Below are 13,826 nucleotides of genomic sequence, written 5' to 3' on the forward strand. Positions count from 1 at the left end.
GATCTCGAACGGGAACGCAAGCCAGAGGGGCTACGTGAGCCGAGAATTCAGCGTGGTGATCGAAAGCGACTCGGAGGGCTACTACGTCGCTTCTGTCCCCGCGCTCCCCGGATGCCACACCCAGGCCCGGTCACTGGATGAGCTGATGGAGCGCGTCCCCGAGGCCGCCGAGCTCTGCGTCGAGGTGCAGGGTGACGATGTCGAGAGCATGGATTTCGTGGGCGTGCAGGCGCTGGATCGTCGCACCGCACAGCAGCAGGCCGAGATCGCCTGCATGGCTCACACAGAGACACAGAGCCACAGAGAGAACCGCAAAAGGTTTTCTCTGTGGCTTTCAGTTCCTTCTGTGGCCTCTGTGTGAGGCTTTCGCTGTTGTTCTCTCCCTGCGTCTCTGCGCCTCCGCGTGAGACCGCCGTTCGTCAGCCGACCACCGCCCCGTTGACCAGCGGGATCACCTCTTCGGCGAAGCGCTCCATCTCCTCCAGCTGCGGCGAGAACTGGAGGAGGAGCAGGTCCAGCCCGGCGCGCTCGAACTCAAGGATGCGCTCCGCCACCTGCTCCGGCGTGCCGACCAGCCCCGAGCGCAGGCCGCGGTTGGAGACGGAGTAGTCCTCCAGCGATACGCGCTGCTCGAGCTGCGTGTTGTTGAGCCAGTCCTGGTAGTTGGCGTACCCCGCGGTCCCCTCGCGCACCTCGGTGATGCGCGCCACCTCGCGCTGCGCCTCGGCCTCGGAGCCGCGCACGATGGCGTAGCCGGCCGCGCCGAACTTCATCGGCGGCAGCTCCAGCCGCTCGCGGCGCTCGCGAAGGTCGGCCACCTTGGCGGCGATCGTCTCCGGCGGGTCGCCGTGGGTGAGCCAGGCATCGCACTTCTGCGAGATCAGCGCCTTGGCGGCGGGCGACTCGCCCCCGGCGTAGATCGTGGGGCGCGGGCGCTGCACCGGCTTGGGCTCCAGGATGGCGTCATCCACCCCGTAGTACTTCCCCTGGTAGCTGAAGCGCGGCTCCTGCCACATCCCGTCCACCACGTCCAGCCACTCGCTGGTGCGGGCGTAGCGGTCGTCGTGCTGGTCGAACTGGATGCCGTACTTCTTCGCCTCGGTGGCCCACCACGATGACACGACGTTCAGCGACAGCCGGCCGTTGCTGATGCGGTCGATGTTGGCCGCCTGCTTGGCGAGGAGAGCGGGCTGATGAAAGGTGGGGCGCACCGCCACCATGATCTCCAGCCGCTCCGTGACCGCCGCCAGCGCCGCCGCCGTCGACCAGGCGTCCAGCGACGGGGCGTCCATCCCCTTGATGTCGTTCAGGTTGAGCTCCGCCACCAGCGTCAGGTCGAAGCCGATCTGCTCGGCCCGCTGCGTCAGCCGCTTGGCGTACTCCCACGACGCCGCCATTCCCTCGTCGGGAACGTTGCGCAGCCACCCGCCGAAGACCGGGAGCCAGAAGCCGAACCTCATACCCCCACCTCCTGCAGCACCGGCGCCTCGATCCCCGCCTGCTCCTCCAGGTAGTCCGCCAGCCGCGCGAACGGGTCGAAGCCGATCACGTTGGGCGCGTCGGCCACGAAGTTGGAGAGGGCGTTGATGTCGTAGAAGTAGAGCTGCCCGTCGCGCGCGTCGATCATGTACTCGATTCCGCCCACGTCGATGTGCGCGGCGCGCATGATCGCCTCCACCTGCTCGCGGATCTCGGCGGGGGGCTCATACCCTTCCACGCGCAGCCCTCGCTTGGGCGCGTCCACGGCGCAGATCTGCGCGTCGAGCTCGGCGCCGTCCACCCGCTGGCAGACGTCGGCGGGGCACAGGTCGAAGGAGTTGCCTGGGGTGTAGATGCGGATGCCGTACAGGTACTCGCCGCCCAGCACCTCCACGCGCACGATGCGGCTCTCCTCCTGCGGGATGAACTCCTGCACCAGCGCCACCGAGTCGATCCCCAGCTCCAGCTCGCCGGCCTCCGCGGCCGCCGCCAGCTCCGCCAGGGAGTCGAAGCGCCGCACCCCCGCGCCGCTCCCGCCGATGTTCGGCTTGATGACGATGGGAAAGCGCAGCCCCTCCGCCGCGCCTGTCGCCTGCGACGCGTGGTTGATGGCGCGCGCCTTCGGGTACGGCAGCCCCAGCCGGTGCAGCAGCGCGAGCTGGTGCGCCTTGGAGATCTCGGTGAGCCACGCGTCGTAGCCGTTGATGACGCGGATTCCCTTCTCGCGCAGGAAGCCCAGGTACGAGGTGGTGTAGAAGATGGCGTTCCCGTTGCCGCGGTTGAACGCGGACGGGCTCATCCGGTTGAACACCAGCGAGTACTCTGGCTCCTCGGCCGGATCGAAGGCATGCTCGCCCGCGTGGATCTTGACGTACGGGGTGCCGCGGCGGTCCAGCTCCGCGAAGAGCGGGCGGAACCACTCCGGGTGCTCGTAGAAGATGGCGATCGGGCGTTCAGGTGTAGCGGACATCGGCGCTCCTGTCGTGCTCTGAAGTATGTTGAAAAGCCGCAACTCCCGTTCGGGGGTCGCGGCCTCGTCGCTTCGTGGGACGGGGGTTGTCTCACCCCATCGTCGGTCAGGTCATGCCGACCCGTTCCCACGCACGCGCGCCGCGCCCCTCTGCCGGCGATGCCGGCAGGGACAACAGCACATGCGCATGGAAGCGTGGTTCGCCATGCCTTCGAGTGTAAACGGTTGCGGCGAAACGGGCAAGGGGTGCCGGGCCAGCGCCTCGCACCGGGGCTGGCCTGTGGAACGCGTAGCCCCATCCTTGCACCCGCGCCCCGCCATGAAAGCAACCATCTACGCCCGCGTCACCGGGGCCAAGCTCCGCCACCTGGTGCCCCCCGCCTACCAGGACGCCGTCACCGCCGACACCCGGCCTGAGGGCGAGTATTCGCTCCTCCTCTTCGCCCACACCCCGCGGGACGTGGTCCCCTCGCCGCCGGTCCGCAAAGCGCTCGGCCGCCTGGACACCCCCGCCCCCGACGGCATCCTGGCCGTGGGCACCGTCTTCACCGAGGAAGCGCTCGACCTTTTGGCCGCCGCCGGCGCGCGCCCCATCGCCTTTCGCAAAGCCAGGTGGACCGATGAATCCGCGCGAGCGCGCCAACTCTGAGGAGGAGCCATGAAGAACGAGTTGTTCGACGAACTGGTTGGGAGCATCAAAGAGGCAGGTGCTTACCTGCGGAGTGAGCAGACTCCTGCCGTGGTGAGCTTCGTGGCCGAGCCGGACCCCCGACCGATCCGCAAGCGGCTTGGGCTGACGCAGGATCAGTTTGCCGTGGCGCTCTGCGGAAGCGTGACGACACTCCGCGATTGGGAGCAGGGTCGTCGCGATCCCAGCGGCCCGGCAATGCGGCTCCTCCAGATCGCGGCCAAGCACCCGGAGATCATCCTCGAATCAGAGTAGTTTTCGGGCTCGGGATCACACCACGGGTTCGCTCCACCTAAGTCTACCGTTCCGCGAGCCGGATCTTCACCACCACCTTGCGGACGTCGTGGCGCGCGCCGGCCATGCATCCGGGCTTGTGCGCGTCCTCGGGGAAGAAGAGCGCCGCGTCGCCAGGGTTGAGGAAGAGGGAGGAGCTCACCTTCGGCTCCTCGAAGAAGAGGATGTCGTTTTCGTCGCTGTACGGCTCAGCGACGGTGAGTCGGTCTGTGGGGAGATAGAGGATGCGCTCGGAGCCGGAGGCGATCCACTGGACGTCGGCGTGGCGGCGGTGGGCCTCGAAGCGCTTCTCGGTGGACGGGCCCGTGGCGTACGACGAGACCAGCGCGAAGACGCGGTCGCCGTCGATGGCGTGGCGGCCATCGGGGAGGGCGGCGTCGAAGGCACGTAGCCAGGCGAGCGCCTCCGCCATCCCCGGCAGGGCGGGGAGGTAGCGGTCCGCGTGGTGGAGCGGGGTCAGGATCACTCGCCGCGCTCCACGTGGTCGATGCCGCGCGCGGTGATGCGAACGGTAAGGCCGTGGCGCCCCGTCGTCATCGCGAAGCCGTGGTCCTCGTGGTAGCGGACGATGCGCTCCGCGTCCTGGCGCGTGAGCTGGAGCGCGTCGGCGAGCTCATAGCCGTCCAGGTACTCGCTGTCGCCATGCTCGCTGGCGTCGTACAGCCGCTCCAGGAAGCGGCGGCGGTTCTCGCGGCGTGCGCGGACGTCGTCGTTCATCCGCCGCTCGCGGTGAAGAAGACCTGAGTCCAGTAGCTGGCCGCCACGCCCACGCCGGTGTGGGTCAGCGCGCAGTTCTCTATGTTGGCGCGGTGCCCGGGGCTGTTGATCCAACCGCGTACCGTGGCCTGCGCACCCCCGCCGTTCATGGCGATGTTCTCGGCGGCGCGCGTGAAGCTGAGCCCCTGCGCGCGCATGCGGTCCCACGGCTGCGTACCCTCCGGCGAGGTGTGGCTGAAGAAGCGGCGGCGCACCATGTCTTCGCTGTGCCGCTGGGCCGCGCGCGCCGCACCCTCGCTCCACACCAGCGGCGCGCACCCGCGGCTCTGCCTGTGCCGGTTGACAGCGGCATGTACGGCCTGCGCGTCGTTTGCCGGTGCTGCCGGCGCGCTCGCCACCCGCGCCGATCCACCGCCGCGCGCGGGCGGGGTCATCGTCGCGGGGGGAACGCACGCGGCCTGGAGCGCGAGCGCCGCCCACATTATCCACGTTCTCATTTCTTCATCCCGTTCAGCAGCTCGATCATGCGCACGTCCCAGGGGTCGCCGGCGGGGTCGTCGTCGGCGATCTCGGGGTTTTCCTGCGGCGTCTCCAGGATCAGCGGGATGTCGCGGCTGCGGGGGTCGGACAGGAGCCACCCGAACGCGTCCGCGCCGATCTCGCCCTCGCCGATCAGCAGGTGGCGGTCCTTGTTGCTCCCCATCGTCCCCTCGCTGTCGTTGAGGTGGATGAAACCGGGGTGCTCGCCCGTGGCCTCCTCCCACTCGTCCAGGATCTCGCCGACCCGCTTCTTCGATTCGTTCAGCGGGTAGCCGGAGGCGAAGAGGTGGCAGGTGTCCAGCCCGTATCCCGTGCGCTCCCGCAGCTCGTCAGGGACGTGGCGCAGGATGTCGCCCACCTCCGCGGCGGTGCGGCCGAGCGTCTTTCCGGCGCCGGCCGTGTTCTCCACCAGCACCCGTGTGGAGCCCTCCACCGCACGCAGCGCCGCGGTGATGGCGCGGGCGACGCGCTCCGCCGCGGCCGCCGTGTCGCCGTCGCTGGCGGAGCCCGGGTGGAAGCAGATCGCGCCCACCCCCAGCGCCGTCGAGCGCTCCAGCTCTTTCGTGAGGCCGGCGCTGGCCCGCACCCACTTCGCCTCGTCCGGCGTGGCGACGCCCAGCACGTACGCGCCGTGCACCACCACGTGCTCCGGCCTGATCCCCACCTCCGAGAGCGCGGCGTGGAAGCGGCGCACCTTCTCCGGCTTCATCCCCGCCTTTTCGCCGTAGAAGCGCGGCGGCGCGGTGAAGATCTGCAGCGCCCGCGCTCCGGAGTTGCCGGCCCGCAGCGCGGCCATGTGGATGCCGCCGTTGTCGATGGTGTGCGCGCCGATGAAGTGGGGCATGAGCGGCCGGGCTGAAGGGATCGGTGCGGGGGCGGTTCCCCCACCCCCCGGCCCCCTTCCCCCGCAAGCGGGGGAGGGGGTGACTACGGGCGGGGGTCCGCGCCGGGCGGATGGATCTCGGCACGCAAGGTTTGGAGCACCTGGTCGATCCGGTCGAGCACGTCCTCGTTTCGGAAGCGGATCACGCGGATGCCGCGCGCCGCGAGCGCGTTCGTGCGTTCCTCGTCGTGCTCGCGCTGATGTTCGTGGATCTCGCCGTCCACCTCGATCGCCAGCTTGCGCGAGGCGCAGTAGAAGTCGAGCACGAAGCGGTCGACCGGGTGTTGGCGTCGAAAAGGGACGTCGCAGAAGCGGTTGTCGCGCAACTCGTTCCAGAGCACCCGTTCAGCCGGCGTCGGATCCTTCCGCATGGCGCGCGCCGCTTGCAGTACCTGCGGGATGCGCCTGCCCGTGTGCTTGCGGTCCACGCCAGCTCCCGAGGATGCGGGGATGTGCTCCCGGAACTCCTCCAAGCTCCACACCCACCCCCCCGCGCCGCAACCCCCGGAACCGATCCGGTGCGCGCGGTGGCGCGTAAACACCGGTTGCCATTTCCAGCCGGTGCTACTAAACTAGCAGGCCGTCGCGGATCTCCATTCCGCGCGCCGCTCCTCCCCGGAGCACGCAGCACCCCAGCGGTCGGGAGGCCTCCCGTCTGCATCCGTCATCCGCACGAGGGATCTATGAAACGACTCCTGTTCGTCGCGCCCCTGCTGGCGCTCGCGCCGGGCATCGCCGCCGCCCAACGCGCGCCCGCCGGCGAGTCCGTCCGCATCGCCTACACCGAAGAGACGCTTCCCAACGGCCTCAAGGTGCTGTACCACGTGGACCGCTCGGCGCCGGTGGCGGCGGTGGCGGTGTGGTACAACGTGGGCTCCAAGCACGAGCAGCCGGGCCGCACCGGCTTCGCGCACCTCTTTGAGCACGTGATGTTCAAGGGGAGCCGCAACGTGCCGGATGGCAAGCACTTCGCCCTGCTGGAGGACGCCGGCGCCCGCGCCGGATCGGACATCAACGGCACCACCAACACGGACCGCACCAACTACTTCGAGACGGTGCCCTCCAACCAGGTGGAGCTGGCGATCTGGCTGGAGAGCGACCGGATGGGGACGCTGCTGGAGACGCTCAACACCGGCAAGCTGGACAACCAGCGCGAGGTGGTGAAGAACGAGCGCCGCCAGGGCGTGGACAACCAGCCGTACGGCGTGTGGCAGGAGCGGATGCTCGCCAAGGTCTTCCCCGCAGGCCACCCGTACCACCACTCCGTGATCGGGTCGATGGAAGACCTCTCGGCCGCCACGGTCGACGACGTCAAGAGCTTCTTCCGCACCTACTACGCGCCCAACAACGCCGTGCTGGTGGTGGCGGGCGACATCGACGTGGAGCGCACCAAGGCGATGGTGCGCAGGCACTTCAGCGACATCCAGCGCGGCCCGGCCCCGCCGCCGCTGCGCAGCATGACGCTGCCGCCCATCATCGGGCAGGGCTCGCGCGAGGTGATCGAGGACGCCAACGCCCCCGCCCCGGCCGTGTACATCGGCTTCCGCATGCCCGCCGCGCGCGACCGCCAGGGCGACGCGGTGCAGCTGCTGGCCGGGATGCTCACGTCGCGCACCGGGCCGCTCTTCCAGTCGCTGGTTCGCGGGCGGCAGGTTGCGACGGGCGCCGGCGCCTTCAACTTCGGCTTCGTGGACGGCGCCGACCTGATGATCGTGACGGCCACCGGCAAGCCCGGCTCCCGCCCCGACTCGCTGGAGGCCGCGCTCACCGAGGAGCTGGACCGCATCGCCGCCTCCATCACCCCGGCGGCGCTGGACCGCATCAAGGTCAACGCCCGCTTCGCCCTGATCAACGGGCTGCAGACGATGGGCGGCTTCGGCGGCCGCGCGGACGTGCTGGCGCAGGGGTACACCTTTTACCGCAACCCCAACTGGATCAACACGCGCCTCCAGGCGATCCAGGCCGTGACGGCGGCGCAGGTGCAGGCGCTGGTGCGCGAGCGGATGGTGCCCGCCAACCGCGCCGTGCTGGTGTTCGTTCCCAAGCCGCGCCCGGCCACCCCGGCCCCCACCACCGCCACGCAGGTGAACCGATGAACCGCTTTCTCCTTTCCGCCGCCTGCGCGGGAGTGATGGCCCTTGCGCTCCCCGCGAGCGCGCAGCAGCCCGCGCCCATCGAGCAGCCGCCCGCCCCGGGGCCGCTCCGCCCCTTCACCGTGCCCCCCGTACGCGAGATGCGCCTTTCCAACGGCGTGCGCGTGGTGGTGGTGGAGAAGCACTCCCTTCCCATCGTAACCGGCCGCGTGCTGGTGGCGGCGGGGAGCGTGTACGAGCCGGCCGAGAAGAACGGCCTGGCCTCGCTGACGGCGCAGATGCTGGACGAGGGGACGCGCACCCTCACCGGCCCGCAGCTCGCCGAGCGCGTGGAGGCACTGGGTGCGCAGCTCGGCACCGGTGCCGGCTACAACTACGCCACCGTCAGCGTCACGGCGCCCAAGGGCACCTTTGCCCAGGCGATGAACCTGGCCGCCACCACCCTCACCGAGCCCGCGTTCCTGGAGGGTGAGGTGACCCGGGTGCGCAACCAGCTGGCCGCGGCGTACATGAACAGCACCTCCACCGTGCAGGGGCTCGCGGCGATCGCCTTCAACCGCGCCGTGTACGATCCCGCGAGCGGCTACTCGCGCCCGGTGAGCGGCACCGCGGCCACGCTCCCCCGCATCAACCGCGGCGACGTGGTGGGCTTCCACCAGCGGATGTACTCGCCGGCCAACACCACGGTGCTCCTGGTGGGCGACGTGACGCCGGAAGAGGGGCGCCGCATCGCCGAGCAGGCGCTGGGCCGCTGGACGGCTCCCGGCGCGGTGCAGGCCACTCTTCCGGCCCCGGCGCCGGTGGCGTCGTCGGGCACGCGCATCATCCTGGTGGACCGCCCCGGTTCGGTTCAGTCCGGCGTCTTCGTGGGCCAGCCCGGTCTCGCGGCGACGAGCCCGGACGTCATCCCCATGAGCGCGCTGTCGCAGGTGCTGGGCGGCGGCTTCCGCGCCCGCATCAACATGAACCTGCGCGAGGCGCACGGGTGGACGTACGGCGCGTTCAGCGGAATGACCACCTTCCCCAACGCCGGCGACTTCGTGGTGAACTCGTCGGTGCGCACCAACGCCACCGACTCGGCCGTCGCGGAGATCGTGCGCGAGTACAGGCGCATCGCCACCGAGGCGGTGCCGCAGGAGGAGCTGCGCGGCTCGCTGGCGAACGTGGTTTCCAGCTTCCCCAACTCCGTGCAGACGGTGCAGGGCCTGGCGGGGCGGATGCAGACGCTGCTCCAGAACGGCCAGCCGCTCAACTACTACAACACGTACCTCCAGCAGATGTCAGCCGTGACCCCGGCCGACATCAGCCGCGTGGGCCGCGAGCGCCTCACGCCGGGCGCGCTGACCATCGTGGTGGCCGGCGACCTGTCCAAGATCGAAGCGCCGATCCGCGCCCTGAACCTGGGCAACGTCGAGGTGCTGGACGCATCGGGCACCAAGGTGCGCTGATCCCGCTGTCCCGGGGACGCAGGGAGGGGCCGCGGATTCGTCCGCGGCCCCTCCTCTTTTACGTTCGTCACCAATCACGCATCGAGAATCCGCCGCCTGGCGACTACACTCCCTCGGTGACCCTGGAGCGCCGCGGATCGTCCACTTGTGCCGCGCATGTGCGCTGCAACGCAGGCGCGTGACAGTCACGTGTAGACTTGCCCAGCGCGGCCATGTGGCATGATATTGGTCGGTCGGGTGGGACGTTCGGGGGGAATTCAACTGGTTACGTGGCAAAGGCATATGCGAATCTGTCGTCGGTGTTTGGTGGGGGCGCTGGGGCTGCTTGGGGTACCCGCGATGTCGAGCGCGCAGTCCACGGCGCCACGGGACACGGGGCTGATCGTGTCCACGATGGAGAGCGCGGTTTCGCAGCCGGTGACCAGGGCCGAGCGCCTGACCGTGACGGTGGACCTCTCCGATCGCACGCTCTTCGTGATGGATGGGCAGCGGGTGCTGCGGCGTTTTCCGGTGTCGATCGGCGCCGCGGGATACCCCACGCCGCAGGGGAGCTTCACCATCCGGCACATGATCTGGAACCCGAGCTGGCGTCCGCCGCCGTCCGGCTGGGCGCGCGGCAAGAGCTACGAGCCGCCCGGTTCCCCGGAGAACCCGATGGGGCGCATCAAGATTTTCTTCCGCGCGCCGGACTTCTACATCCACGGCACCGGGCTCACCAGCTCGCTGGGCCGCCCCGCGTCGCACGGGTGCATCCGCATGCGCAACATCGACGCGGCGGAGCTGGGGCGCATCCTGATGGAGCACGGCGGCGCCTCCCGCGACCCGGAGTGGTTCCAGAAGACGCTCGCCGAGGCGACCACCTCGCGTGAGGTGCGCCTCGCCAGGCCGGTCCCCGTCCGCATCCGCGCATAGCGGCTGCCCGCGGGCGTAAAGACGAGAGGCACGGAGAAGTCATCCGTGCCTCTCGTCGTTACATCCCCCAGCCGCCTCAGCGGGGCCGGAAGTAACTGTCGCCGGGCACCCGCCATCCGCTCCCCGCGCCCAACCCCACCGCGCCGAGGAAGAAACATCCGGACCACGCGTTCGGGGTCTTCTTCTCCCTGGGTGAGAGGGCACGCCCCAGAATCGCGCCCGACACGCAGCCGATGGCGCCGCCCAGCAACCCTCCCAGCGTCGGGTCCTTGGGCCAGAGCTCCGCTTGCAGGCGGTACTCCGAGCCGTCGAGCGGACGGGCGGCGGGGAACGACGGCGCGGGAGCGCTTGGAAGCGGGAGGGCTCGAGCAGGGGCCGGGGCTTGTGCCGCCAGGGGCGTGTTCCAGGCCAGCAGCGCGAACCCGAGAAGCAGATAGCTGCGTGACATCTAACGTTCTCCGCTAAAAGAGCGACGTCTGCTCGGACAGGAGCGACGGGTCCACGGGACGCATGCCGAGGCGGCGCTGGAGCTCGCGGGCGGTGGCGGGGCTGTGGCCCGAAAAGTGGTTGTTGAAGAAGCCAAAGATCTGCACCCCCTTCGTCGCCACGCGCCCGAGCACCTCCGTCCACGACTCGAGCTCCTCCTCGCGCGGGAACTGCACGTGCGAGTAGTCCACCACGTCACGGTTGGGGCCCATCCAGCGCACGTAGTGAAAGGGTGCGGTGGGGCGCATCGCCAGCTCCATCATCGTCTCGCGCGGAATCCACTTGCCGTCGCTGAGCGCCAGCGCCGCCTCGTGCTCCGCGAGCAGGGAGAGGAGCTCGGCGAGAACGGCCGGCTTCATCCACTTCCGGTTGCGCACCTCCACGGCGAAGCTCACGTCGCGCGGCAGCCCGGGGAGGAAGCGGCGGAGGGCGTCCAGCTCGTGAGGCTGGAAGTCGGGTCCCATCTGCACCAGGATCGGCCCCAGCTTGGGCCCCAGCTCGCGCGCCGCGTCCATGAACTCCGCGACGACGTCCCCCGCGTCCTGCAGGCGCCGCTCGTGGGTGATCTCCTGCGGCATCTTGAGGGCGAAGGTGAACCCTTCCGGCGTGCGCTCGGCCCACCCGCGCACCGTCTTCGGGGCGGGGACGGCGTAAAAGGTGGAGTCGACCTCCACCACGTCGAACGCCTTCGCGTACAGGCCGAGGAAGTCGGCGGGGCGCGTGCCGTCAGGGTAGAAGGCGCCCACCCACCCGGTGTAGTTCCACCCCTGCGTGCCGATGCGGATGCGGCCGGGCTCGGTCATTCGCCTCTAGTTGGTGCGGGTTAACTGCAGCCTCACACAGAGACACAGAGGACACTGCAAGAAAAGAAGAAGGGGTTCTCTGTGCCTTCGCAGTTCTCTCTGTGTTCTCTGTGTGATGCTTTTCAGTTGTGCTGCGCCGTCGCGCGGGCCAGGAGGCGGTGGAGGACGATGCGTGTGGCGGCCACGTAGTCGCGGTAGGGCGCGCGGCGATCCTCGGGGATCGGGCCGTGCTCCAGGTCCGCCTCCGCGTTGTGAAGCTGCTCCAGCTGGTCCGCCACGAGAGCCGGATAGTCGCGCGGGCGCTCCTCCATGAACGCGGAACCCAGCGCGTAGACGTAGCTGCGCAGGTGGTCCAGCGCGAACTCGACCGTGTAGCTGGGCTCCCCGCTCCGATTCGCGCGGTAGGTGTCCACGGGGAGCGGCGTGTGGCGCCAGCTGTACCATGCGCGGATGAACTCGCGTTGCGCTTCGTCCGTATCGCTCATTGCCGGAGTGCTCGCGGGCCGGTTTTCGCGGTCGAGGGGTGCGCGGGCAACTTCGATACCGATGCCGTTGAAACTCTCCGGGTACCGACCGCGTAGGGGCACAAGACCGCCGGAAACAACAGCGTTTTCACCTGGAGGACCCCGTGAGCAACCGCAATTCCGATTTCGAGAACGTGCTGAAGTGGATCGTGATCGTGATCCTGGCCATCTTCGCGCTGAAGATCGTCGCGACCGTGCTGGGGATCGCGTGGTTCCTGGGCGGGTTCCTGATCACCAAGATCCTGCCGCTCGTCGTCCTCGTGTGGCTGGTGATGAAGGCGGTGCAGTACTTCCGCGGCTCCAGCAGCACGAGCCCCACGCCTCCGCCGTCCAGCTTCTGACACGGCTCGGCGGAAGGATCGCGGGCGGCCCCTGAGCTCAGGGGCCGCCCGTCCGTGCTTCCCCCTGCGCCCAGTGCCAGCGCCCCTCCTCCAGCACCACCCGCACCGTTCCCTCGCGCTCCATCGCCGCCAGGAAGCCCAGCAGAGCCGCCCGGTTCAGCACCCACGACGACGGGTTGTCCAGCCGCATCCCCATCGCCGCGGCGAACTCCACGAGCAGCTCCTCGGTGGACCCAGGCGCGCGGCGCACCCGCTCGCCCAGCCAGTCGAAGGCGCGCTCCAGCGCCGCGAAGTTCTCGGCGAACACCGGGTTGCGCGCGTCGTTCTCCGGTTCGCCGTGGCCGGGGACGTACCAGGCGGCGGGGTGTGACTGGAGACGCCGAAGGCTGTTCTGCATCCCGCGCGCATCCACCAGGTACGGGACGCCGTGCTTGGCGAGCGGCTCGCTGCCAAAGAAGGCGTCCGCGGCGAAGAGGACGCCCTGCGCCGTATCCAGATCGACACCCACGCCGATCTGTGCCATGCTGTGACCGGCGAGGTCGACCAGCGAGAGAACGCGTCCGTCAACTGTAACGCTCTCCCCGGCGTGGACCACGTGGTCCACCGGGGACGGCTCTGCCTGGAGAAACTTGTTGGCGAGGCCGCTGACCGGCTCGGCGCCGCCGAACAGGTAGACGGGCTCCAGGCGCGGGTGGCGGATGGTCGCCTCCTCGATGGCGGGGGCGTACACCGGAATGCCGAAGCGGCGGACGAGCTGCGCGTTGCCGCCGTGGTGGTCCGCGTGGGCGTGGGTGTTGAGGATGGCGACAAGAGGGCGCCCCAGCTCCTCCGCGGCCCGCGCGATCCGGTTTGCGGCGCCGCGGTCGAGCCCCGTGTCGATGGCGACGAGCCCGCGCTCCGTCTCCACCAGCCCGCTGTTCACCGTTCCACGCAGGACGTGCACGCCGCCGCCGAGCGAGGTCAGCTCCATCCATCCTCCCCGTTCCATTCGTCGTGGAAGCGCCGCAGGAACTCCTCCATGAAGCGGTGCCGGCCCTCCGCCAGGCGGCGCGCGGCGGCGGTGTTCATCCTGTCGCGCAGGAGGAAGAGCTTCTCGTGGAAGTGGTGCGTGGTGCCGCCCGTTCCGGCGCGGTACGCGTCAAAGGTGGCGTGCAGCTCGGGCGCCGTCTCCGGATCGTGCAGCGGACGCCCGCGGCTCCCCCCGAAGGCGAAGGCCCGCGCGATCCCCACGGCCCCGATTGCGTCCAGGCGGTCGGCGTCCTGCACCACGGCACCCTCCAGCGTCCTTATGGGAGTGGCGACGCCGGCCCCCTTGAACGACAATCCGGCCACGATCTCGCACACGTGCTCAACGAGAGGCTCCTCCGCGCCGGCCTCTTGCAGCCAGCGGCGGATCTCGCGCGGGGCCACGCTGTCGTCGCCGGCGTGGAGCTTGTGGTCCCAGACGTCGTGCAGCAGCGCGGCGAGCTCCACGACGTAGGGATCGGCGCCCTCCTTGCCCGCCAGGCGCAACGCCGTGCGGCGCACGCGGTCCACGTGCCACCAGTCGTGGCCGGAGCCGTCGCCGTGCATGCGCTGGCGGACGAAGAGCTCGGTGCGCGCCAGGATCTCGTGCGGGCTCGTCATGTGCGGCGGGGTGCGTGTGCGG

The 13,826-nt window shown here is 69.7% G+C and carries 19 protein-coding genes; 7 read left to right on the plus strand and 12 right to left on the minus strand.

Annotated elements, in window-relative coordinates; genetic code table 11:
* Positions 1-34: 34 nt before the first annotated feature.
* The gene (locus VF584_05500) at positions 35-361 is read left to right on the plus strand and encodes a type II toxin-antitoxin system HicB family antitoxin (GenBank protein HEX8209621.1); all 327 of its coding nucleotides are present in this window, start codon (positions 35-37) and stop codon (positions 359-361) included.
* A gap of 58 nt (positions 362-419) precedes the next feature.
* Here the strand turns inward: VF584_05500 and VF584_05505 are convergent, their stop codons facing one another.
* Complete coding sequence (locus VF584_05505; GenBank protein ID HEX8209622.1) at positions 420-1,460, minus strand: LLM class flavin-dependent oxidoreductase; 1,041 nt, start codon at positions 1,458-1,460, stop codon at positions 420-422.
* Positions 1,457-2,449, minus strand: a complete 993-nt coding sequence (locus VF584_05510) for a hypothetical protein (protein ID HEX8209623.1) — start codon at positions 2,447-2,449, stop codon at positions 1,457-1,459. Before VF584_05510 ends, VF584_05505 begins: the two co-directional genes overlap by 4 nt.
* Positions 2,450-2,768: 319 nt before the next feature.
* Between VF584_05510 and VF584_05515 the strand changes: the two genes are divergently transcribed.
* Positions 2,769-3,098: a hypothetical protein gene (locus VF584_05515; GenBank protein ID HEX8209624.1), complete on the plus strand. Its 330-nt coding sequence runs from the start codon at positions 2,769-2,771 to the stop codon at positions 3,096-3,098.
* 9 nt (positions 3,099-3,107) lie between these two features.
* Positions 3,108-3,392, plus strand: a complete 285-nt coding sequence (locus VF584_05520; GenBank protein HEX8209625.1) for a helix-turn-helix domain-containing protein — start codon at positions 3,108-3,110, stop codon at positions 3,390-3,392.
* A 43-nt stretch (positions 3,393-3,435) separates the two neighbouring features.
* On the opposite strand, the gene VF584_05525 is transcribed toward VF584_05520, so the two are convergent.
* The 5 genes from VF584_05525 to VF584_05545 all read right to left on the minus strand — a co-directional run bounded on the left by VF584_05525 (position 3,436) and on the right by VF584_05545 (position 5,999).
* A complete protein-coding gene (locus tag VF584_05525; GenBank protein ID HEX8209626.1) occupies positions 3,436-3,897 on the minus strand; it encodes a YhcH/YjgK/YiaL family protein in 462 nt (153 codons plus the stop codon).
* Positions 3,894-4,148, minus strand: a complete 255-nt coding sequence (locus VF584_05530) for a hypothetical protein (GenBank protein ID HEX8209627.1) — start codon at positions 4,146-4,148, stop codon at positions 3,894-3,896. Before VF584_05530 ends, VF584_05525 begins: the two co-directional genes overlap by 4 nt.
* A complete protein-coding gene (locus tag VF584_05535) occupies positions 4,145-4,645 on the minus strand; it encodes a CAP domain-containing protein (protein ID HEX8209628.1) in 501 nt (166 codons plus the stop codon). The genes VF584_05530 and VF584_05535 overlap by 4 nt, the downstream gene beginning before the upstream one ends.
* Positions 4,642-5,532, minus strand: coding sequence for a deoxyribonuclease IV (locus VF584_05540; GenBank protein HEX8209629.1), 891 nt, complete (start codon positions 5,530-5,532; stop codon positions 4,642-4,644). The genes VF584_05535 and VF584_05540 overlap by 4 nt, the downstream gene beginning before the upstream one ends.
* Positions 5,533-5,615: 83 nt before the next feature.
* On the minus strand, positions 5,616-5,999 hold the full coding sequence (locus VF584_05545) for an endonuclease domain-containing protein (protein HEX8209630.1): 384 nt from the start codon (positions 5,997-5,999) through the stop codon (positions 5,616-5,618).
* A gap of 255 nt (positions 6,000-6,254) precedes the next feature.
* Here VF584_05545 and VF584_05550 point away from each other — a divergent pair, with 255 nt between their 5' ends.
* The 3 genes from VF584_05550 (at position 6,255) to VF584_05560 (ending at position 10,024) form a co-directional block, all read left to right on the plus strand.
* A complete protein-coding gene (locus VF584_05550) occupies positions 6,255-7,667 on the plus strand; it encodes a pitrilysin family protein (protein HEX8209631.1) in 1,413 nt (470 codons plus the stop codon).
* Positions 7,664-9,112 carry a pitrilysin family protein gene (locus VF584_05555; protein HEX8209632.1) on the plus strand — a complete coding sequence of 483 codons (1,449 nt, stop codon included), beginning with the start codon at positions 7,664-7,666 and terminating at the stop codon, positions 9,110-9,112. The genes VF584_05550 and VF584_05555 overlap by 4 nt, the downstream gene beginning before the upstream one ends.
* Positions 9,113-9,451: 339 nt before the next feature.
* Positions 9,452-10,024: a L,D-transpeptidase gene (locus VF584_05560; GenBank protein ID HEX8209633.1), complete on the plus strand. Its 573-nt coding sequence runs from the start codon at positions 9,452-9,454 to the stop codon at positions 10,022-10,024.
* A 76-nt stretch (positions 10,025-10,100) separates the two neighbouring features.
* Here the strand turns inward: VF584_05560 and VF584_05565 are convergent, their stop codons facing one another.
* The 3 genes from VF584_05565 to VF584_05575 all read right to left on the minus strand — a co-directional run bounded on the left by VF584_05565 (position 10,101) and on the right by VF584_05575 (position 11,798).
* A complete protein-coding gene (locus VF584_05565) occupies positions 10,101-10,472 on the minus strand; it encodes a hypothetical protein (protein ID HEX8209634.1) in 372 nt (123 codons plus the stop codon).
* Positions 10,473-10,485: 13 nt separating this feature from the next.
* Positions 10,486-11,313 carry a DUF72 domain-containing protein gene (locus VF584_05570; protein HEX8209635.1) on the minus strand — a complete coding sequence of 276 codons (828 nt, stop codon included), beginning with the start codon at positions 11,311-11,313 and terminating at the stop codon, positions 10,486-10,488.
* Between the two features lie 122 nt (positions 11,314-11,435).
* Positions 11,436-11,798, minus strand: a complete 363-nt coding sequence (locus VF584_05575) for a hypothetical protein (GenBank protein HEX8209636.1) — start codon at positions 11,796-11,798, stop codon at positions 11,436-11,438.
* A gap of 143 nt (positions 11,799-11,941) precedes the next feature.
* Here VF584_05575 and VF584_05580 point away from each other — a divergent pair, with 143 nt between their 5' ends.
* Complete coding sequence (locus VF584_05580; GenBank protein HEX8209637.1) at positions 11,942-12,178, plus strand: hypothetical protein; 237 nt, start codon at positions 11,942-11,944, stop codon at positions 12,176-12,178.
* A gap of 37 nt (positions 12,179-12,215) precedes the next feature.
* Here the strand turns inward: VF584_05580 and VF584_05585 are convergent, their stop codons facing one another.
* A complete protein-coding gene (locus VF584_05585) occupies positions 12,216-13,148 on the minus strand; it encodes an MBL fold metallo-hydrolase (protein ID HEX8209638.1) in 933 nt (310 codons plus the stop codon).
* Complete coding sequence (locus VF584_05590; protein ID HEX8209639.1) at positions 13,139-13,804, minus strand: HD domain-containing protein; 666 nt, start codon at positions 13,802-13,804, stop codon at positions 13,139-13,141. Before VF584_05590 ends, VF584_05585 begins: the two co-directional genes overlap by 10 nt.
* Between the last annotated feature and the right edge of the window lie 22 nt (positions 13,805-13,826).

The organism is Longimicrobium sp. (assembly GCA_036389135.1).
In the GTDB taxonomy this organism is placed as follows: Bacteria; Gemmatimonadota; Gemmatimonadetes; order Longimicrobiales; family Longimicrobiaceae; genus Longimicrobium.

Excerpts from the sequence above, each read along its gene's own strand:
- VF584_05530 (HEX8209627.1), bottom strand. The coding sequence starts at position 4,148 with ATGAACGACGACGTCCGCGCACGCCGCGAGAACCGCCGCCGCTTCCTG.
- VF584_05560 (HEX8209633.1), top strand. The coding sequence starts at position 9,452 with ATGTCGAGCGCGCAGTCCACGGCGCCACGGGACACGGGGCTGATCGTG.
- VF584_05540 (HEX8209629.1), bottom strand. The coding sequence starts at position 5,532 with ATGCCCCACTTCATCGGCGCGCACACCATCGACAACGGCGGCATCCAC.
- VF584_05565 (HEX8209634.1), bottom strand. The coding sequence starts at position 10,472 with ATGTCACGCAGCTATCTGCTTCTCGGGTTCGCGCTGCTGGCCTGGAAC.
- VF584_05575 (HEX8209636.1), bottom strand. The coding sequence starts at position 11,798 with ATGAGCGATACGGACGAAGCGCAACGCGAGTTCATCCGCGCATGGTAC.
- VF584_05550 (HEX8209631.1), top strand. The coding sequence starts at position 6,255 with ATGAAACGACTCCTGTTCGTCGCGCCCCTGCTGGCGCTCGCGCCGGGC.
- VF584_05590 (HEX8209639.1), bottom strand. The coding sequence starts at position 13,804 with ATGACGAGCCCGCACGAGATCCTGGCGCGCACCGAGCTCTTCGTCCGC.
- VF584_05505 (HEX8209622.1), bottom strand. The coding sequence starts at position 1,460 with ATGAGGTTCGGCTTCTGGCTCCCGGTCTTCGGCGGGTGGCTGCGCAAC.
- VF584_05585 (HEX8209638.1), bottom strand. The coding sequence starts at position 13,148 with ATGGAGCTGACCTCGCTCGGCGGCGGCGTGCACGTCCTGCGTGGAACG.
- VF584_05570 (HEX8209635.1), bottom strand. The coding sequence starts at position 11,313 with ATGACCGAGCCCGGCCGCATCCGCATCGGCACGCAGGGGTGGAACTAC.
- VF584_05535 (HEX8209628.1), bottom strand. The coding sequence starts at position 4,645 with ATGAGAACGTGGATAATGTGGGCGGCGCTCGCGCTCCAGGCCGCGTGC.
- VF584_05555 (HEX8209632.1), top strand. The coding sequence starts at position 7,664 with ATGAACCGCTTTCTCCTTTCCGCCGCCTGCGCGGGAGTGATGGCCCTT.
- VF584_05510 (HEX8209623.1), bottom strand. The coding sequence starts at position 2,449 with ATGTCCGCTACACCTGAACGCCCGATCGCCATCTTCTACGAGCACCCG.
- VF584_05515 (HEX8209624.1), top strand. The coding sequence starts at position 2,769 with ATGAAAGCAACCATCTACGCCCGCGTCACCGGGGCCAAGCTCCGCCAC.
- VF584_05520 (HEX8209625.1), top strand. The coding sequence starts at position 3,108 with ATGAAGAACGAGTTGTTCGACGAACTGGTTGGGAGCATCAAAGAGGCA.